The following is a 19,173-nucleotide window of genomic DNA, read 5'->3' on the forward strand; positions in this document are numbered from 1 at the left end:
ATCGCCGGCGGCCGACCGTCGTCCCGCCTCCGACCTGCGAAGAGGCGATACCTCCGCCCGGGTGGTGCGCCGTCGCGGACGATTGACTGACCACTTCGGCGCGATAGAGTTGCGGCGCAGTGAAGCACCGGTGTCATCCACCGTCAGCCGTGCCTTTCCGGCCGGTCGGTGCTCCCCGTACGCCGCCTCCGGCCTCCACCCGCTCCGTGCCTCCTGGCGCACCTTCCCCGGTGCCGGGCGGCACTCCTTCCCCGGGCGAGCGGGCGGGGACCGGAGGCGGCGTGCGTGTCCGGCCCGCCGGGTGGTTCAGAATGGTGGGATGAGCAGCGAGAACTCGGCACCCAAGCACGTCCCGGTGATGCTCCAGCGCTGTGTGGACGCGCTGGCTCCAGCGATCTCCGCACCCGGCGCCGTGGTGGTGGACGCCACGCTCGGCCTCGGCGGACACAGCGAGGCGCTGCTCACCCAGTTCCCCGAGGTCAGGCTGGTGGCGGTGGACCGCGACCCGGCCGCCCTCAGGCTCTCCGGCGAACGGCTGGCCCGCTTCGGCGACCGGGCCACCCTGGTGCACGCCGTGTACGACGAGATCCCCCGGGTGCTCGACGAGCTGGGCATCCCCGAGGTGCAGGGCATCCTCTTCGACCTCGGCGTCTCCTCGATGCAGCTGGACGAGGCCGAGCGCGGATTCGCGTACGCGCAGGACGCGCCGCTCGACATGCGGATGGACCAGACCCGGGGGCTGAGTGCCGCCGAGGTGCTGAACACCTACAGCCACGGCAACCTCGCCCGGATCCTCAAGGTCTACGGTGAGGAGCGGTTCGCCGGGAAGATCGCCTCGGTGATCCTGCGGGAGCGGGAGAAGGAACCTTTCACCAACAGCGCGCGTCTGGTGGAGTTGGTGCGCAACGCCATTCCGGCCGCCACCCGGCGGACCGGAGGCAACCCGGCCAAGCGCACCTTCCAGGCGCTGCGGATCGAGGTCAACGGCGAGCTGGAGGTCCTGGACCGGGCCATCCCCGGTGCGCTCGACTCGCTCGCGGTGGGTGGCCGGATCGTGGTGATGTCGTACCAGTCGTTGGAGGACCGCCTGGTCAAGCAGTACTTCGCGGCCGGTGCCACCAGCACCGCCCCGCCCGGTCTGCCGTTCGTCCCGGAGGAGCTCCAGCCCTGGCTGAAACTGCACACCCGGGGTGCCGAGCTGGCCACGGAGCAGGAGATCGAGGAGAACCGGCGCGCCGCGCCCGTACGACTGCGCGTGGCGGAGAGGATCAGGGAGACTCGGGCCTGATCCGGCCGGGGGGAGAGCGGCGAGGGAGAAGCGCAGTGCCGGTGGCCGGCGGAGGGCCCCTCCTTGGCGGGCAGGGAGGGCGGGTTCGGGGAGGCAGGATGCTGCCAGGTCAGGGGGGCAGGGCACGGATCACGGTGCGGCCGGGGCGGCGGTCGACCCGGGGGCGCACACCGTTCGCGGTGCTGGTGGTGGTGCTGCTCTCGGGCGGGCTGCTCGGGCTGCTGATGCTGAACACCGCGTTGAACGAGGGCTCCTTCGAGCTGTCCCGGCTGCAGAAGCAGACCACCGAGCAGACCGACCAGCAGCAGACCCTGCAGCAGCAGATCGACCGGGCCTCGGCCCCGGACGCGCTGGAGCACAAGGCCCGCGAGCTCGGCATGGTGCCAGGTGGTGATCCGGCCTTCCTGCAGGACGACGGCAAGGTGCTGGGCAAGCCGGGCCAGGCGCAGGACAGCCCGCCGGTGAAGCGTTCCGGCACCGAGCTGTGGCAGCAGCAGAACCGGTCCGCCCAGCCGAGTGCCCCGGCCGGGCCGTCCGGCTCCGCCTCGGCTCCTGCCACCGCGTCGGCCGCGCCGTCGCCCAGCCCCGGCGGGGACGGCACGGTGCAGATCGACCCGGCGCCGCCCGCCACCCCGTCAGCCCCGGCCGGAGGTTCGCCGCGATGAGTACACCCCGTCAGCCTCCGCGCGGCTCCGGTGAGCGCAGGCCGCAGCGCCCCGGCGGGGCCCGTCCCAAGCCCGCCGGCGAACCGGGCCGCAACCCGGCGCGTGGTGCGGCCCGTACCCCGGCGCGCAGCCCGGGCGAGCGCCCGCGCGCCCCGCGTCAGCGCACCTCCGACGCACGCCGCCCGCCGGAGCGGCGCCCGCGCCCGCCGGCCGGCCGCCCCCAGCCGCGGACGGTCAGGCTCGGCGACCCGCGCCGCCGCCTGCGGCTGGTCACCGTCGCGCTGGCCCTGGTCTTCTCGGTCTTCGCGGGCCGACTGGTCCAGCTCCAGCTGCTCGACTCGGACACGCTGGCGGTCGCGGCGGGCGCCAACCAGTACTACGACGCGAAGCTCTCCGCCGAGCGCGGCTCGATAACGTCCTCGGACGGCGTCGCCCTGGCGACCACGGTGGACGCGTACGACGTCATCGCCGACCCGACCTTCTACCCCGCCGACAAGACGAAGATCCCGGACGCCCCCGAGCAGGCCGCCGCTCTGCTGGCCCCCATTCTCGGGCGAAGCAAGGAGCAGCTGGCCACGGCCCTGCACACGCCGAAGACCAAGTGGGTGATGCTCGCGCCCCGGCAGGGCCCCGACGTCAAGAAGCAGATCACCGACCTGCGGACCTCGCTCACCAAGCAGACCGACACCAAGGAGTGCAGGGCGCAGAAGGCACTCCTCGGCAAGCCCGCCGAACAGGGCGGACGCCAGTACCTGGACAACGCCTGCGTCAACCCGCTGGTGGGCCTCGGCTTCACCGAGAGCAAGCGGCGGGTCTACCCGGCCGGCGGCCTCGCCGCCAACCTGGTCGGCTTCGTCAACTCCGACGGGGTCGGCACCGGCGGCCTGGAGCTCCAGTACCAGAAGGAGCTGGCCGGCAAGGACGGCCGGGTCACCTACGCGTCCGGGGCCGGCCGAGTGGTCCCCACCTCCGCCGGCGGCAGCCAGCAGCTCCCGGTGCAGGGACTCGACCTGCGGCTGACCGTCAACCGGGACATCCAGTGGGCGGCCCAGCGGGCCATCACCGACCAGGTGGCCAACGCCGGGGCCGAGAAGGGTTACGTGATCGTCCAGGACGTGAAGACCGGTCAGGTCCTGGCCATGGCCGGCTCGCCCGGCTTCGACCCCAACAACCTGCGCGCCGCCAAGGCGGAACAGCTCGGCAACGCGGCCGTCCAGGACGCGTACGAGCCGGGCTCCACCGCCAAGCTGATGACCATGGCCGCCGTGCTGGACACCGGCTCGGCCCAGTGGGACACCCACGTCACCGTGCCCAACACGCTGCAGCGCTCCGACCGGGTCTTCCACGACGACATCGACCACCCGACCTGGTACCTGACGCTGGCCGGGGTGCTGGCCAAGTCCTCCAACATCGGCACCATCGAGGCCGCCGAGCACCTGGGCAAGACCCAGCCGGAGTCCAACCAGATCCTCGGCGACTACCTGCACCGCTTCGGCATCGGCCAGTCCAGCGGGCTCGGATTCCCCGGTGAGACCAAGGGCATCCTGGCCAAGCCGGACACCTGGAGCGGCTCGCAGCAGTACACCATCCCGTTCGGCCAGGGGCTGTCGGTCAACGCGCTGCAGGCCACCTCCGTCTTCTCCACCATCGCCAACGGCGGCGTGCGGGTGACCCCGAGCCTGCTGGCCGGGACCACCGGGCCGGACGGCCGGTACACCCCGGCCCCGGCCGGGGAGCAGACCCGGGTGGTCAAGCCGGAGACCGCCAAGACCCTCACCGGGATGCTGGAGTCGGTCGTCTCCGACGAGCAGGGGACCGGCGGCGCGGCCCAGATCCCCGGCTACCGGGTGGCCGGGAAGACCGGCACTGCCAACCGGGTGGACCCCAAGACCGGCAAGTACTCCGGCTACACCGCCTCGTTCATCGGCTTCGCCCCCGCCGAGGCGCCCCGGGTGACGGTCTCCTGCGTCATCCAGGACCCGGTCAACGGCCACTTCGGCGGTCAGCTCTGCGGGCCGGTGTTCAAGCAGGTGATGGAGTTCACTCTGAAGACCCTGAACGTCGCGCCCAGCGGAAGCGAGGCGCCCAACCTGCCCGTCGACTGGAAGCCCTGATGAGCCACCGCCCCGACCGCGCCACCGACTCGACTCCGCAGGCCGCGCCGGGTGCCGGCGCTGCTCGGCGCCCCGAGAGGCGGGCCGCCGCCGCGGCGCCGCCGTCCGCCGCCGCGACCGGCGGCGGACCGGGGGCGGGGGAGCCGGACAGCGGCGGGCACCGGGGCCGGCCCGACGCGTCCGAGGGCGGCCGGGGCCGCGGCGAAGAGGCTCGGTTTGGCCCTGGGGGCCCATCGGCAGATAGCCTTCCCGCCGTGCCGAAACCCGATCAAACCAACGCGACCCCGCCCCGCCCGACCAGCCCGGCGGTGACTCCGCTCGCCGAGGTCGCCCACCTGCTGGGCCTGGAGCCCGTCGAGGGCGCGCAGGTCACCGGCATCACCCACGACTCCCGGGCGGTTCGCCCGGGTGACGTGTACGTGGCCTTCCCGGGCGCCAACCACCACGGTGCGGCCTTCGCCGCCCAGGCGGTGGCCGCCGGAGCCGTCGCCGTGCTGACCGACCAGGCCGGGGCCGAACTGGCCGCCGGTGCAGGCGTGCCGCTGCTCGTCGTGGAGAGCCCGCGGGCCGCGATGGGCCTGCTGGCCGCCGCGGTCTACGGCCGCCCCAGCGAGCAACTGCTGACCATCGGCCTGACCGGAACCAACGGCAAGACCACCACCTCGTACCTGGTCGAGGGCGGCCTGCGCGGCGCCGACCTGGTGCCCGGGGTGATCGGCACCGTGGAGATGCGGGTCGGCGACGAGCGGATCAAGAGCGAGCGCACCACCCCCGAGGCCACGGACCTGCACGCGATCCTCGCCGTGATGCGCGAACGCGGTGCCGACGCGGTGGTCATGGAGGTCTCCAGCCACGCCCTGGTCTACGGCCGGGTGGACGGGGTCGTCTACGACGTCGCCCTGTTCAACAACCTGACGCCCGAGCACCTGGACTTCCATCCGGACATGGAGGACTACTACCGGGCCAAGGCCCGGCTCTTCCAGCCGGAGAAGGCCCGGCGCGGTGTGGCCAACCTGGACGACGCGTACGGCCGCCGACTGGCCGGCGAAGCGCCGATCCCGGTCACCACCTTCTCCGCCAAGGGCGACCCGGACGCCGACTGGCGCGCCGTGGACGTCCAGCTCGGCCCGGTCGGCTCGACCTTCCGGGTGCTCGGCCCGGACGGTGCCACCGCCGAGGCCTCGGTGCCGCTGCCGGGGCCCTTCAACGTCGCCAACGCGCTCGGCGCGATCACCGCCCTGGTCACCGCCGGGGTGCCGCTGGAGGCGGCCGTCGCCGGGGTGGCCTCGATCGCGGGCGTGCCCGGCCGGCTGGAGCGGGTGGACGCCGGCCAGCCCTACGTCGCGGTGGTCGACTACGCGCACAAGCCGGATGCCCTGGAGGCGGTCCTGAACTCGCTGCGCGAGATCACCAAGGGCAGGCTGCACGTGGTGATCGGCTGCGGCGGCGACCGTGACCCGCACAAGCGCGGTCCGATGGGCGCCATCGCCGCCCGGATCGCCGACACGGCCGTCCTCACCAGCGACAACCCGCGTTCCGAGGACCCGCTGGCGATCCTCGCCACCATGCTGACCGGTGCCGCCGGTGTGCCCGAGGCCGAGCGCGGCGAGGTGCTGGTCGTCCCCGACCGGGCCGAGGCCATTGCCGACGCCGTCGCCCGCGCCCACGCCGGGGACACCGTCCTGGTGGCCGGCAAGGGCCACGAACTGGGCCAGTACGTACGGGACGAGATCCGTCCCTTCGACGACCGCGAGGTGCTGCGCGAGGCCATCGCGCACAGCCACGCCGAACACAGCCAGGCCGCCGAGGACCCCGCAGGGCCCCGGGACGGCCGTGGAGTGGAGCAGCAGTGATCGCACTGACCCTGGCAGAGGTCGCCACCGCCGTCGGCGGCACCCTGGACGCCGCAGACCCGCAGGCCCTGGTGACCGGTCCGGTCGAGGTGGACTCCCGCCGGCTGCGCCCCGGCGGCCTGTTCGCGGCCGTTCTCGGCGAGCACGTGGACGGCCACGACTTCGCCGAGAAGGCCGTCGCGGACGGCGCCGTCGCGGTGCTGGCGACCCGCCGGGTCGGCGTCCCCGCCGTGCTGGTGGACGACGTGGTGGTGGCCCTCGGCCGCCTGGCCCGCGCCGTGATGGACCGGGCGAGCGACACCGAGGTGGTGGCGATCACCGGCTCGGCCGGAAAGACCAGCACCAAGGACCTGATCGCCCAGGTGCTCCAGCGCCGGGGCACGACCGTCTTCCCGCCCGGCTCGTTCAACAACGAGATCGGCATGCCGCTGACCGCGCTGCGGGTCGAGGAGTCCACCCGGCACCTGGTGCTGGAGATGGGCGCCCGCGGCAAGGGCCACATCGACTACCTGACCCGGATCGTCCCGCCGCGGATCGGCGTGGTGCTCAACATCGGCACCGCGCACCTGGGCGAGTTCGGCTCCAGGGCTGCGATCGCCGAGGCCAAGGGCGAGTTGGTGGAGGCGCTCACCACCGAGGGGGTCGCGGTGCTGAACGCCGACGACCCGCTGGTGCGGCCGATGGTCGACCGCACCAAGGCCCGGGTGCTGCTCTTCGGCGAGCACCCGGAGGCCGACGTCAGGGCGGTGAATGTTCGTCTGGACGCCACCGGGCGGCCATCGTTCACGTTGATCACCCCGGCCGGTTCCGCAACCGTACAGCTGCGCCTGTACGGTGAGCACCACGTCTCGAACGCCCTCGCCGCCGCTGCGGTGGCGGTGGCGCTCGGCATGTCCGTCGACGACACCGCCGCCGCCCTGGGCGAGGCGGGTGCGCTGTCCCGCTGGCGCATGGAGGTCGTCGACCGGGCCGATGGAGTCACCGTCGTCAACGACGCCTACAACGCGAACCCCGAGTCCATGAGGGCCGCGCTGCGGGCTCTGGTGTCGATCGGGGGCCGGGGCCCGGAGCGCCGCCGCACCTGGGCGGTGCTCGGTGAGATGCGGGAGCTCGGCGAGGACAGCCTCGACGAGCACGACGCCATCGGGCGGCTCGCGGTCCGACTGGACGTCACCAAGCTGGTGGCGGTCGGTGGACGCGACGCGGCCTGCATGGAACTCGGCGCGAGGAACGAAGGTTCGTGGGGTGAGGAGTCGGTGCTGGTGTCCGACGCGGACGCGGCGATCGAGCTGCTGCGGGCTCAACTGCAGCCAGGGGACGTGGTGCTGGTGAAGGCTTCCCGTTCGGTGGGGCTGGAAACGGTCGCCGAGGCACTGCTCGCGGACGGTGCTGCCCAGTGAAGCAGATCCTCTTCTCGGGAATGATCGGGCTGGTCCTGTCCCTGCTCGGAACCCCGGCGCTGATCAAGCTGCTGGCCCGGCACGGCTACGGGCAGTACATCCGTGACGACGGCCCCAAGGCCCACCACAGCAAGCGCGGTACGCCCACCATGGGTGGTATCGCCTTCATCCTGGCGACGCTGATCGCCTACTTCGCCACCAAGGTGATAACGGGCGAGAAGCTGACGGCCTCCGGTCTGCTGGTGCTGTTCCTGACCACGGGCCTGGGCCTGGTCGGCTTCCTGGACGACTACATCAAGGTGGTCAAGCGCCGTTCGCTCGGTCTGCGGGCCAAGGCGAAGCTGCTCGGCCAGTCGTTCGTGGGCCTCGCCTTCGCGATCCTGGCGCTGCAGTTCCACGACGCGCGCGGGCTGACCCCGGCCTCGACCCACCTGTCCTTCGTCAAGGACTTCAGCTGGTCGGTCGGCCCGGTGCTGTTCGTCATCTGGGCCTATTTCATGATCGCCGCGATGTCCAACGGCGTGAACCTGACCGACGGTCTGGACGGCCTGGCCACCGGCGCCTCGGTGATGGTCTTCGGCGCCTACACCTTCATCGGCGTCTGGCAGTACGGCCAGAGCTGTGCCTCGATGATCACCGCCACCGCCAACTGCTACGACGTCCGCGACCCGCTGGACCTCGCCGTGGTGGCCGCCGGTCTGATGGGCTCCTGCTTCGGCTTCCTGTGGTGGAACACCTCGCCCGCCAAGATCTTCATGGGTGACACCGGCTCGCTGGCCCTCGGTGGCGCGCTGGCCGGTCTGGCGATCTGCTCCCGCACCGAGATGCTGCTGGCGCTGCTCGGCGGCCTCTTCGTGATCATCACCCTGTCGGTGGTCATCCAGGTCGGCTCGTTCCGGATGACCGGCAAGCGCGTCTTCAAGATGGCACCGCTGCAGCACCACTTCGAGCTCAAGGGCTGGAGCGAGGTGCTGATCGTGGTCCGCTTCTGGATCATCCAGGGCCTCTGCGTCGCCGTCGGCCTCGGCCTCTTCTACGCGGGCTGGGTGACCGGATGACCGCGATCGTCTGGGACGGGCTGCCCGTCACCGTCGCCGGTCTGGGCGTCTCCGGGATCAGCGCGGCCCGGGTGCTGCGCGGCCTCGGCGCCGAGGTCACGGTCGTCGACGGCGGCGACGGCGAGGGCCTGCGCGCCCGCGCCGCCGAGCTCGGCCGGCTGGGCATCCAGGTCCGGCTCGGCGACGGCGACAGCCTGCCGGCGGACACCCGGCTGATCGTCACCTCGCCCGGCTGGCCGCCCAGCAGCCCGCTGTTCCTGGCCGCCGCCGAGGCGGGCGTCGAGATCTGGGGCGACGTCGAGCTGGCCTGGCGCCTGCGCCGGCCGCTGCCGTCCACCGGCGAGCCGGCCCCCTGGCTGGCCGTCACCGGTACCAACGGCAAGACCACCACCGTCCAGATGCTCGCCTCGATCCTGACCGCGGCCGGGAAGCGCACCGCCGCCGTCGGCAACGTCGGCGTCTCGGTGCTGGACGCGGTGCTCGCCGAGGAGCAGTACGACGTGCTGGCCGTCGAGCTGTCCAGCTACCAGCTGCACTGGGCGCCCTCGCTGCGGCCGCACTCGGCGGCCGTCCTCAACCTGGCGCCCGACCACCTGGACTGGCACGGCTCGATGGAGGCGTACGCCGCCGACAAGGGCCGGATCTACCAGGGCAACCAGGTCGCCTGCGTCTACAACCTGGCCGACCCCGCCACCGAGGCGCTGGTGCGCGAGGCCGATGTCGAGGAGGGCTGCCGGGCCGTCGGCTTCGGCCTGGGCTCGCCCGGACTCTCGCAGTTCGGCGTGGTGGACGGCCTGCTGGTGGACCGGGCCTTCGTCCCCGACCGCCAGAAGAACGCCGCCGAGATCGGCTCGATCGCGGACGTCCACCCGCCGGCCCCGCACAACATCGCCAACGCCCTCGCGGCGGCCGCCCTGGCGCGGGCCTACGGGGTGGACGTCAAGGCCGTCAGGGACGGCCTGCAGGCCTTCCGTCCGGACGCCCACCGGATCGCCGAGGTGGCGGTCGTGGACGAGGTCACCTACATCGACGACTCCAAGGCGACCAACACCCATGCGGCGGCGGCCTCGCTGGCCGCCTACCGGCCGGTCGTCTGGATCGCCGGCGGTCTGGCCAAGGGCGCGACCTTCGACGAGCTGGTGCAGGGCGCGGCCGAACGGCTGCGTGCGGCGGTGCTGATCGGCGCCGACCGCGAGCTGATCCGCGAGGCGCTGGCGCGACACGCGCCGGATGTCCCGGTGATCGAAGCGGCCACGGGCCAGACTGGCGCGGTGGCGATGACCGAGGTGGTCCGCGAGGCCGCCAAACTCGCCCGTCCGGGTGACACCGTCCTGCTGGCTCCGGCCTGCGCCTCGATGGACATGTTCACCAACTACGGCGAGCGCGGCGACCTGTTCGCCGCGGCCGTGCAGGATCTGAGGAAGTAGGGCGAACGAGCCGCGGGGCGACCGGCAACGGCCCCCGCGGCTCGTCGCCCCCACGCGTGAGGGGGGAGCCGCCGTGGCGGGTGAGGGCAAGGCGGCCACGGCCGCTCCACCCGAGCGCACCGGCTCGAGGCTGCGGCTGATCTCGGCGACCACCACCACCTTCAAGTCGGCGGGCCCGATCGCCCGGCTGCGGGCCTTCAGGGACCGCGCGCGCTACACCCTCGGGCGGCCGCTGACGCCGTACTACCTGATCCTCGGCTCGACGCTGCTGCTGGTGGTGCTCGGCCTGGTGATGGTCTTCTCCTCCTCGCAGATCCTGGTGATGCAGCGCCACCTGCCGATCACCTTCTTCTTCCGCAAGCAGCTGATCGCGGCCCTGCTCGGCCTGACGCTGATGGTGGTGCTGGCGCGGACCCCGGTACGGATCCAGCGGGCCCTGGTCTACCCGATACTGATCGGGGTGATCGGGGCGCTGATGCTGGTCGCCATCCCGGGCATCGGCATGGAGGTCAACGGCAACCGGAACTGGATCAACCTGGGCTTCTTCCAGGTGCAGCCCTCCGAGTTCGCCAAGCTGGCGCTGGTGCTCTGGGGCGCCGACCTGCTCGCCCGCAAGCAGAAGGGCAAGCTGCTCGACCAGTGGAAGCACCTGCTGGTGCCGCTGGTGCCCGGTACCGTGCTGCTGATGCTGCTGATCATGCTCGGCGGCGACATGGGCACCACGATGGTCCTGATCGCGATGCTCTTCGGCCTGCTCTGGATGGTCGGCGCCCCACTGCGGCTCTTCGGGGCCACCCTGGGCATCGCCGTGGTCGCCTGCACCGCCCTGGTGATCACCGTGCCGCACCGGCTCGACCGGCTCGGCTGCGTCGGGGTCACCAAGCCGGGCCCGAACCTGGACTGCTTCCAGGCCCTGCACGGACTGTACGCCTTCGCGGCCGGCGGCCCGTTCGGATCCGGACTGGGTGCCGGTGTGGAAAAATGGGGTCAACTCCCGGAGGCGCACACCGACTTCATCTTCGCCGCGACCGGCGAGGAACTGGGTCTGGTGGGGACGCTGTCGGTACTCGGTCTCTTCGCGGCACTAGGGTATGCGGGTATCCGTGTGGCCATCGGTACGAAGGATCCCTTCGTCAGGTACGCGGCGGGTGCCGCCACCACGTGGATCATGGCGCAGGCCATGATCAACCTGGGGTCGGCGCTGGGACTCCTGCCCATCGCGGGCGTCCCGCTCCCGCTGTTCTCCTACGGCGGCTCCGCCATGCTGTCGGCCATGTGCGCCATCGGGGTGCTGCTCTGCTTCGCACGCAACACCCCGGGGGCGAAGGCGGCTCTGGCCGCCCGGAGCAAGAACTCCCGTACCAGGGGACTCCTGGCCCGGGTGCTGCCACGACGACGAACCACAGCGCGCCCTGCTCCCCGGCCGGCGCGCAGGGAGCGGTGAATTTCGGTGCATGTCGTACTCGCCGGCGGCGGGACCGCCGGTCACATCGAGCCGGCCCTCGCCCTCGCGGACGCCCTCCGCAGGCACGACCCGAGCTGCGGGATCACCGCCCTGGGCACCGAGCGCGGACTGGAGACCAGGCTGGTCCCCGAGCGCGGCTACGAGCTGGCGCTGATCCCGGCCGTTCCGCTGCCACGCAAGCCCACCCCCGAGCTGATCACCGTCCCGGGCCGACTGCGCGGCACCGTCCGCGCCGCCCAGGACATCATCGAGCGGGTCAACGCCGACGCGGTGGTCGGCTTCGGCGGCTACGTCGCCATGCCCGCCTACCTGGCGGCCAAGCGCGCCGGTGTGCCGATCGTGGTGCACGAGGCCAACGCGCGCCCCGGCCTGGCCAACAAGATCGGCGCCCGCTACACGGACTTCGTCGCGGTCTCCACCCCCGACTCCAAGCTCCGGGACTCCCGCTACATCGGCATCCCGCTCCGCCGCACCATCGCCACCCTGGACCGCAACGCGATGCGGCCCGAGGCCCGGCACTACTTCGGCCTCGACCAGCGGCTGCCCACCCTGCTGGTCTCCGGCGGCTCGCAGGGCGCCCGCCGCCTGAACGAGACCGTCCAGGCGATCGCCCCGCGCCTGCAGCAGTACGGCGTGCAGATCCTGCACGCGGTCGGCCCGAAGAACGAGCTGCCCATGATCGACGACATCCCCGGGATGCCGCCGTACCGGGCCGTGCCGTACGTGGACCGGATGGACCTCGCGTACGCCGCCGCCGACCTGATGCTCTGCCGTGCCGGCGCGATGACGGTGGCCGAGCTGGCCGCGGTCGGGCTGCCCGCCGCCTTCGTCCCGCTGCCGATCGGCAACGGCGAGCAGCGGCTGAACGCCCAGCCGATGGTCAAGGCGGGCGGCGGTCTGCTGGTGGACGACGCCGAGCTGACCCCGGACTGGGTGCTGCAGAACGTGCTGCCGGTGCTCACCGACCCGCGCAGGCTCTGGGACATGAGCCGGGCCGCCGCCGAGTTCGGCCGCCGTGACGCGGACGAGCTGCTGGTCGGCATGGTCTACGAGGCGATCGAGGCATCAAGGGGCGGCCGTCGTCGTGGCTGACGCCTCGGTCCACGAGGACCCGGAGTCCGCACCCGGACTCCGGCTCTCCCGGCGTGGAATCGTGGTGCTGAGCGCCTTCGGCGCCCTGGTGCTGGGGGCGCTCGGCTGGCTGGTCTTCTTCTCCTCGGCCCTGGACGTGCGCACCGTCGCCGTCCAGGGCCTGGAGAGCGGCAAGCTGACGGACGACCAGGTCCGTGAGGCGCTCGGGGGGCTCCAGCACGGGCCGCTGGCCAGGATCGACCTGACCGCGGCCGAGCACCGGGTGGAGAAGCTCCCCCGGGTCGCCAGGGCCGAGGTCTGGCGGGGTTGGCCGCACACCCTCCAGGTCAAGCTGGTCGAGCGCAAGCCGGTCGCGGCGATCAAGAACGTGGACAGCACCTTCTCGCAGGTGGACGCCGCCGGAGTGAGCTTCGCCACCGAACCGAGTGCTCCCGCGGGGGTCCCGCTGGTCGAACTAGCACTCAGTCAGCAGGCGAACGATGCTGCCGGGGTGATCGATCGGGCGACCCTGCTCCGAGCGGCGGTGACGGTGGCCGCGGGGCTGCCGACCGAGGTGGCCAAGCGGGCCGGGGCGCTGCAGATTCACTCGTACGACGACATTCGACTGCAGCTCAGCGGGGGTGTGACGGTCCGCTGGGGGAGTCCGGAACGCACTGCTCGCAAGGCCGTTGTGCTGACCGCGTTGCTCGGTCAGCGGGGTGCGAATTATGACGTGAGTGCGCCAGACGCCCCGGCGGTCTCGGGTTGATCCGGTAAGTTCTCTCCCCGAGGGCGGTGTTGACGGAGTCACAGCTCCGCCCCGACCCTTGGTGGTCACCCCCGGTTTCGCCGGGCGGTCGATGATCACATAGGCTCAAAAGAAAAACGGGAAGCTCGGCGTGTTCGTTGAACATGGGCCAGATGCGACCTACTGTCCTGTGTCACCAGGCTGTGTCTCACGGTGATGTGACGTAGGCACAGCTACAACCCTAAAGCTCAAGTTTAGGGTTCGGGTCGGTGGTCGGCATTTCGGACATTCAGTCCTGAAACCCTGCTCCCCACCCATCGACATCCGTCGGCCTTCACGACACGGGGAAGCCGACCCCGAAATTCGAGGCGAGAGGCCTTCGACGTGGCAGCACCGCAGAACTACCTCGCAGTCATCAAGGTCGTCGGTATCGGCGGCGGTGGTGTGAACGCCATCAACCGGATGATCGAGGTCGGTCTCAAGGGCGTCGAGTTCATCGCGATCAACACCGATGCGCAGGCCCTCCTGATGAGCGACGCCGACGTCAAGCTCGATGTTGGCCGTGAACTCACCCGGGGCCTGGGCGCCGGCGCCAACCCCGAGGTCGGCCGCAAGGCCGCCGAGGACCACCGCGAGGAGATCGAGGAGGTCCTCAAGGGGGCCGACATGGTCTTCGTCACCGCCGGCGAGGGCGGCGGCACCGGCACCGGTGGCGCGCCCGTCGTGGCCAACATCGCCCGCTCGCTCGGCGCGCTGACCATCGGCGTGGTCACCCGCCCCTTCACCTTCGAGGGCCGCCGCCGCGCCAACCAGGCCGAGGACGGCATCGCGTCGCTGCGCGAGCAGGTCGACACCCTGATCGTGATCCCGAACGACCGCCTGCTGTCCATCTCCGACCGCCAGGTCAGCGTGCTGGACGCGTTCCGCTCCGCCGACCAGGTGCTGCTCTCCGGTGTCCAGGGCATCACCGACCTGATCACCACCCCCGGTCTGATCAACCTCGACTTCGCCGACGTCAAGTCGGTCATGTCGGACGCCGGTTCGGCCCTGATGGGCATCGGCTCCGCCCGGGGCGAGGACCGCGCCAAGGCGGCCGCCGTGATGGCGATCTCCTCGCCGCTGCTGGAGGCGTCCATCGACGGGGCGCGCGGTGTGCTGCTCTCCATCTCCGGCGGCTCCGACCTCGGTCTCTTCGAGATCAACGAGGCGGCCCAGCTGGTCAGCGAGGCGGCGCACCCCGAGGCCAACATCATCTTCGGTGCGGTCATCGACGACGCGCTCGGCGACGAGGTCCGGGTCACCGTGATCGCGGCCGGCTTCGACGGTGGCCAGCCGCCGGCCATCGTCCGCGACCCGGTGGTGAAGGCCAGTGCGCCGAGCACCCCGCCGGCCACGCCGGAGCGGCCCACCACCCGGCCCTCGTACGGGAACATCGGTTCGGTGACCTCCCGTGAGGAGTCCCGCCAGTCCGAGGCCCCGGCGACCACGACCGCCGCGCCGGTCCCGCCGCAGGTGCAGCCGGTCCGGCAGCCCTTCGTGGAGAGCCCGGCCGAAGAGCTCGACGTGCCGGACTTCCTGAAGTAAGCACATGTGAAGTAAACACTCTTAAGTGATCTATACGACTGAACGCTCTGGTGCTCACTTCGCCTTCACCGACCGGTGGGGCGGGGTGAGCACCGCGCCGTACGGGGAGCTCAACCTCGGCGGCGCGGTCGGGGACGACCCGGCCGCCGTACGGGAGAACCGCACGCTCGCCGCCCGTGAGCTGGGCATCGACCCGGCCGATGTGGTCTGGATGAACCAGGTGCACGGCGCCGAGGTCGCGGTGGTGACGGAACGCCAGCGGCAGGGGCAGGCGCCCACGGTGGACGCGGTGGTCACCGACCGGCCGCTGGCGCTCGCGGTGCTCACGGCGGACTGCACGCCCGTCCTGCTGGCCGACCCGGTCGCCGGGATCGTCGGTGCCGCGCACGCGGGCCGTCCGGGGCTGGCCGCCGGGGTCGTCCCGGCGGTGGTCCGGGCGATGCTCGCGCAGGGCGCGGCAGCGGATCGGATCGTGGCCGCGATCGGGCCCGCGGTCTGCGGTCGCTGCTACGAGGTGCCGGCCGAACTGCGTGCCGAGGTCGCGGCCCTGGTGCCGGCGGCCCGTGCGGAGACCTCCTGGGGGACGCCCGCGCTGGACGTGCCCGGCGGCGTCGTGCAGCAGCTCGCCGAGGCTGGAATCACCGAAGTAGTGCGATCATCTGTCTGCACCCTTGAGTCGGCCGATCACTTCTCCTACCGCCGCGAGCAGCGCACCGGCCGACTTGCGAGCTACGTCTGGTTGGGCTCTGAACTCTCATGACGAATGACATCTACGGGCCGTTCCCGGGCCGCCCGGACTTCCTGGTCGGCCTGACGGAGCAGCAGCGCGCCCGCTACGAGCAGCTCGGCACCAACCTGGAGGTCGTCGAGCGCCGGATCGCCGCCGCCTGCGAGGCGGCCGGTCGTCCCCGCGAGGACGTCACCCTGATCGTGGTCACCAAGACCTACCCGGCCGAGGACACCGCCCTGCTGGCCGGACTCGGCGTCACGGACGTGGCCGAGAACCGCGACCAGGATGCCGCCCCGAAGGCCGAGATCTGCGTCCAACTGCCGCTGACCTGGCACTTCGTGGGTCAGTTGCAGACGAACAAGGTGCGTTCGGTGGTCCGTTACGCCGGTGCCGTGCACTCGGTGGACCGGCCGCGGCTGGTGGAGTCGCTGTCCGCCGCCGTGCTCAGGGCCGAACGGGCCCCGCTGGACTGCCTGGTGCAGGTCGCGCTGGACAAGGAGAGCGGCGAGGGCGAGCACCGGGCCGGGGTCGCCCCGGCCGACGTGCCGGCGCTGGCCGACCTGATCGCCGACACGCCCGGGCTGCGGATGGTCGGTGTGATGACCGTCGCACCGCTGGCCGGGCCGCTGGCCGATCGGCCGGACCGGGCGTTCGCGCGGCTGGCGGAAATCGCAAGCGCAGTACGGGCGAGCCATCCTGCTGCCACCATGGTGTCGGCAGGGATGAGCGGTGATCTGGAGCAGGCCGTGGCTGCCGGGGCGACACATGTACGCGTCGGTACGGCGGTACTCGGAGTGCGGTCACCGCTCGGGTAACGTCACCGAGTAAGTAGATCAGACTGCAGGACAAAACAGGACATATAACCTAGCAGCTTGCCACAGCGCTAGCGAACCGTGGATCGCATCCCCGCAGCCGCCCCTCCCCACCCTTGACGGACCGTCGTCGACATGACGGTGCGTCGGCGGCCGGCGGGAAACCAACAGGTCAGGACTCGGGCCGCAGGTGACGATCCACCACAGAGCGGAGGAGACAGGAGCATGGCCGGCGCAATGCGCAAAATGGCGGTCTACCTCGGCCTCGTGGAGGACGAGACGTACGACGGCCAGGGGTACGACCCCGACGACGACTACGACGCGGACCCCGAGCCGATCAGGACGGGCCGGACGGAGGACCTGCAGCGCCCCGCTGCCGTGCCCGCCCCGGCGCCCGTCGCGCACATCGCGCCGCAGCCGGTCCCGGCCGCCGTGCCGATCCGGCAGGAGGCTCCGAGGATGGCCCCCGTGTCGTCCATCACACCCGAACGCCGCCACAATCTGGAGAAGAGCGCCCCGGTGATCATGCCCAAGGTCGTCAACGAGCGAGAGCCGTACCGCATCACCACACTCCACCCGCGAACCTACAACGAGGCCCGCACAATCGGCGAGCAGTTCCGCGGCGGCACCCCGGTGATCATGAATCTGACCGAGATGGACGACACCGACGCCAAGCGGCTCGTAGACTTCGCGGCTGGACTCGTCTTCGGTCTGCACGGCAGTATCGAGCGAGTGACACAGAAGGTGTTCCTGCTGTCGCCTGCTAACGTCGATGTAACGGCGGAGGACAAGGCTCGGATCGCCGAGGGTGGGTTCTTCAACCAGAGCTGACCCGGCCACGACTTTATGTGTGGATCCAACGACAGTGAGTAACTGACGGTATGTCGGCCAGGGAGAGGGAAACGCGATGGGGATCGTGTGGGCAGTGCTGTACTACGCACTGACCGTCTTCCTGCTGATCCTGCTCTTCAGGCTCGTCATGGACTGGGTGTTCCAGTTCGCCCGTTCGTGGCGTCCGGGGAAGGCCATGGTCGTGGTCCTCGAGGCCACGTACACTGTCACGGATCCGCCACTCAAGCTTCTTCGGCGATTCATCCCGCCGTTGCGTCTCGGGGGCGTGGCGCTCGACCTGTCCTTCTTCGTACTGATGATCATTGTGTTTGTCCTGAGATCGCTCGTGCTGACTCTGCCGTCTTGAGCGCTGCGACAGGATGCCGGTGTGCCGACGATCACGTTGAGGTGAAGAGATGCCATTGACCCCCGAGGACGTTCGGAACAAGCAGTTCACGACCGTCCGGCTGCGTGAAGGCTATGACGAGGACGAGGTCGATGCCTTCCTCGACGAGGTCGAAGCCGAACTGACGCGCCTGCTCCGCGAGAACGAGGACCTGCGCGCCAAGCTGGCCGCCGCCACCCGGGCCGCCGCGCAGAACCAGGCGAACATGCGCAAGGAGCAGCAGCCGCCGCAGGACGCGCGTCCCGGTGCTCCTGTTCCCGCTGCCATATCCGGCCCGCCGGTTCCTGGTCAGCAGAACGGCGGCCCCCAGATGGGCGGTCAGCCGATGGGCGGACAGCCTCAGCTGGGCGGCCCGCAGCAGATGGGTGCCCCGCAGCAGCAGATGGGCAACCAGCCGCTCGGCCTGCCGTCCGGTGCCCCGCAGCTCCCGGCCGGGCAGGGTGCCCCGATGGGCCAGCAGCAGATGGGCCAGACCATGGGCGGCCAGCAGCAGCTGGTGCAGCCGATGGGCGGTCAGATGCTCCAGCCGCTGGGTGGCCCGATGGGTCAGCAGCAGCTCGGTGGCCAGCAGCAGCTCGGCGGTCAGCCCCAGCTCGGTGGTCAGCCCCAGCTCGGTGGTCAGCCCCAGCTGGGCGGCCCGCAGCAGCAGATGGGCCAGACCATGGGCGGCCAGCAGCAGCTGGCGCCGATGGGTGCGCCGATGGGTCAGCAGCAGCTCGGTGGCGGCCCGCTGGGCGGCCCGATGGGCCAGCAGCAGGGTCCCGGCGGCGACAGTGCCGCCCGTGTGCTGGCGCTCGCCCAGCAGACCGCCGACCAGGCGATCTCCGAGGCCCGCTCCGAGGCCAACAAGATCGTCGGTGAGGCGCGCAGCCGCGCCGAGGGTCTGGAGCGGGACGCCCGCGCCAAGGCCGACGCGCTGGAGCGGGACGCGCAGGAGAAGCACCGCGTGGCGATGGGCTCGCTGGAGTCCGCCCGCGCGACGCTGGAGCGCAAGGTCGAGGACCTGCGTGCCTTCGAGCGTGAGTACCGCACCCGCCTGAAGTCCTACCTGGAGACCCAGCTGCGTCAGCTGGAGTCGCAGGCCGACGACTCGCTCGCCCCGCCGCGGATCCCCGCCACCGCCTCGCTGCCGCCGGCCGCGTCGTCGATGGCTCCGGCTCCGGCCTCGGCGATGAGCAGCGCCTCGCCGAGCTTCGGCAGCCAGCCGTCCTTCGGTGGCAACGGCCAGTCCTTCGGCGGCCAGAGCTCCTTCGGCGGCGGTGGCAGCCAGCCCTCCTTCGGTGGGCAGGCGAGTGGCCCGACCGGTGCCGCGCAGATGGCTCCTGCCGGGATGACCCAGCCGATGGCCGCGGTCCGTCCGCAGCCGCCGCAGCCGATGCAGCAGGCTCCGGCCCCGATGCGCGGCTTCCTCATCGACGAGGACGGCGACAACTAAGCAGTACCCACTTCGAGGGCGCCCCCACTGTGACTCCAGGTCGCGGCGGGGGCGCCCTCGTTGTCCGGCGCGGGGGCAGCGGGACCAGTGCGGGTGACCGCAGGCCGTACGACGGCCGGTCCGCCGGGCGCGGACCGGAGTGCGGGGGCTCGCGCGAGTGACCGTGCACCTTTAGTTTTTGGGGGAGCGGGATCGCGGGGGGGGCCCCGCGTCTCGGGCGAAGGGGGAAGGGCCGGGGGGGGCCCGGCCGCGGCGGGGGTGGGGGGCCCCCGGTGGGGGGGCGGGT

The 19,173-nt window shown here is 71.6% G+C and carries 16 protein-coding genes; all 16 read left to right on the forward strand.

The genetic code is table 11. From position 1 onward, the window contains the following. Positions 1-319: 319 nt before the first annotated feature. The 16 genes from rsmH to ACFC1R_RS06100 all read left to right on the forward strand — a co-directional run bounded on the left by rsmH (position 320) and on the right by ACFC1R_RS06100 (position 18,887). A complete protein-coding gene (gene rsmH, locus ACFC1R_RS06025; protein WP_375933387.1) occupies positions 320-1,288 on the forward strand; it encodes a 16S rRNA (cytosine(1402)-N(4))-methyltransferase RsmH in 969 nt (322 codons plus the stop codon). Between the two features lie 98 nt (positions 1,289-1,386). Further along, complete coding sequence (locus tag ACFC1R_RS06030; protein WP_375933390.1) at positions 1,387-1,953, forward strand: cell division protein FtsL; 567 nt, start codon at positions 1,387-1,389, stop codon at positions 1,951-1,953. Beyond that, on the forward strand, positions 1,950-4,067 hold the full coding sequence (locus tag ACFC1R_RS06035) for a peptidoglycan D,D-transpeptidase FtsI family protein (RefSeq protein WP_375933394.1): 2,118 nt from the start codon (positions 1,950-1,952) through the stop codon (positions 4,065-4,067). Before ACFC1R_RS06030 ends, ACFC1R_RS06035 begins: the two co-directional genes overlap by 4 nt. A gap of 254 nt (positions 4,068-4,321) precedes the next feature. Next, positions 4,322-5,920 (forward strand): UDP-N-acetylmuramoyl-L-alanyl-D-glutamate--2,6-diaminopimelate ligase, encoded by a 1,599-nt coding sequence (locus ACFC1R_RS06040; protein WP_375933397.1) that lies wholly within the window; start codon positions 4,322-4,324, stop codon positions 5,918-5,920. Continuing rightward, the gene (gene murF / locus ACFC1R_RS06045; protein ID WP_375933400.1) at positions 5,917-7,320 is read left to right on the forward strand and encodes a UDP-N-acetylmuramoyl-tripeptide--D-alanyl-D-alanine ligase; all 1,404 of its coding nucleotides are present in this window, start codon (positions 5,917-5,919) and stop codon (positions 7,318-7,320) included. Before ACFC1R_RS06040 ends, murF begins: the two co-directional genes overlap by 4 nt. Beyond that, on the forward strand, positions 7,317-8,378 hold the full coding sequence (gene mraY, locus ACFC1R_RS06050) for a phospho-N-acetylmuramoyl-pentapeptide-transferase (RefSeq protein WP_375933403.1): 1,062 nt from the start codon (positions 7,317-7,319) through the stop codon (positions 8,376-8,378). The genes murF and mraY overlap by 4 nt, the downstream gene beginning before the upstream one ends. Further along, a complete protein-coding gene (gene murD, locus ACFC1R_RS06055; protein ID WP_375933406.1) occupies positions 8,375-9,805 on the forward strand; it encodes a UDP-N-acetylmuramoyl-L-alanine--D-glutamate ligase in 1,431 nt (476 codons plus the stop codon). Before mraY ends, murD begins: the two co-directional genes overlap by 4 nt. Before the next feature lie 73 nt (positions 9,806-9,878). Beyond that, positions 9,879-11,249 (forward strand): putative lipid II flippase FtsW, encoded by a 1,371-nt coding sequence (ftsW, locus tag ACFC1R_RS06060; RefSeq protein ID WP_375933409.1) that lies wholly within the window; start codon positions 9,879-9,881, stop codon positions 11,247-11,249. Positions 11,250-11,255: 6 nt separating this feature from the next. Continuing rightward, entirely contained in the window at positions 11,256-12,362 is a 1,107-nt protein-coding gene (murG, locus tag ACFC1R_RS06065; RefSeq protein ID WP_375933411.1) for an undecaprenyldiphospho-muramoylpentapeptide beta-N-acetylglucosaminyltransferase, read from the forward strand. Next, positions 12,355-13,110 carry a cell division protein FtsQ/DivIB gene (locus ACFC1R_RS06070; protein WP_375933414.1) on the forward strand — a complete coding sequence of 252 codons (756 nt, stop codon included), beginning with the start codon at positions 12,355-12,357 and terminating at the stop codon, positions 13,108-13,110. Before murG ends, ACFC1R_RS06070 begins: the two co-directional genes overlap by 8 nt. A gap of 363 nt (positions 13,111-13,473) precedes the next feature. Continuing rightward, positions 13,474-14,673, forward strand: coding sequence for a cell division protein FtsZ (gene ftsZ, locus ACFC1R_RS06075; RefSeq protein ID WP_375933417.1), 1,200 nt, complete (start codon positions 13,474-13,476; stop codon positions 14,671-14,673). A 25-nt stretch (positions 14,674-14,698) separates the two neighbouring features. Further along, positions 14,699-15,433, forward strand: a complete 735-nt coding sequence (gene pgeF / locus ACFC1R_RS06080; protein WP_375933420.1) for a peptidoglycan editing factor PgeF — start codon at positions 14,699-14,701, stop codon at positions 15,431-15,433. Then, on the forward strand, positions 15,430-16,218 hold the full coding sequence (locus ACFC1R_RS06085) for a YggS family pyridoxal phosphate-dependent enzyme (protein ID WP_375933423.1): 789 nt from the start codon (positions 15,430-15,432) through the stop codon (positions 16,216-16,218). The genes pgeF and ACFC1R_RS06085 overlap by 4 nt, the downstream gene beginning before the upstream one ends. Positions 16,219-16,440: 222 nt before the next feature. Next, positions 16,441-17,046, forward strand: a complete 606-nt coding sequence (locus ACFC1R_RS06090; RefSeq protein ID WP_375933426.1) for a cell division protein SepF — start codon at positions 16,441-16,443, stop codon at positions 17,044-17,046. 76 nt (positions 17,047-17,122) lie between these two features. Next, on the forward strand, positions 17,123-17,413 hold the full coding sequence (locus ACFC1R_RS06095; protein WP_045299063.1) for a YggT family protein: 291 nt from the start codon (positions 17,123-17,125) through the stop codon (positions 17,411-17,413). Positions 17,414-17,462: 49 nt separating this feature from the next. Beyond that, positions 17,463-18,887, forward strand: a complete 1,425-nt coding sequence (locus ACFC1R_RS06100) for a DivIVA domain-containing protein (RefSeq protein WP_375933429.1) — start codon at positions 17,463-17,465, stop codon at positions 18,885-18,887. Positions 18,888-19,173 lie beyond the last annotated feature (286 nt).

This window comes from Kitasatospora sp. NPDC056138 (assembly GCF_042264695.1).
In the GTDB taxonomy this organism is placed as follows: Bacteria; Actinomycetota; Actinomycetes; order Streptomycetales; family Streptomycetaceae; genus Kitasatospora.

Coding starts and splice junctions, on each gene's coding strand:
- rsmH (WP_375933387.1), top strand. CDS start 320: ATGAGCAGCGAGAACTCGGCACCCAAGCACGTCCCGGTGATGCTCCAG.
- ACFC1R_RS06030 (WP_375933390.1), top strand. CDS start 1,387: ATGCTGCCAGGTCAGGGGGGCAGGGCACGGATCACGGTGCGGCCGGGG.
- ACFC1R_RS06035 (WP_375933394.1), top strand. CDS start 1,950: ATGAGTACACCCCGTCAGCCTCCGCGCGGCTCCGGTGAGCGCAGGCCG.
- murD (WP_375933406.1), top strand. CDS start 8,375: ATGACCGCGATCGTCTGGGACGGGCTGCCCGTCACCGTCGCCGGTCTG.
- ACFC1R_RS06085 (WP_375933423.1), top strand. CDS start 15,430: ATGACGAATGACATCTACGGGCCGTTCCCGGGCCGCCCGGACTTCCTG.
- ACFC1R_RS06090 (WP_375933426.1), top strand. CDS start 16,441: ATGGCCGGCGCAATGCGCAAAATGGCGGTCTACCTCGGCCTCGTGGAG.
- ACFC1R_RS06095 (WP_045299063.1), top strand. CDS start 17,123: ATGGGGATCGTGTGGGCAGTGCTGTACTACGCACTGACCGTCTTCCTG.
- ACFC1R_RS06100 (WP_375933429.1), top strand. CDS start 17,463: ATGCCATTGACCCCCGAGGACGTTCGGAACAAGCAGTTCACGACCGTC.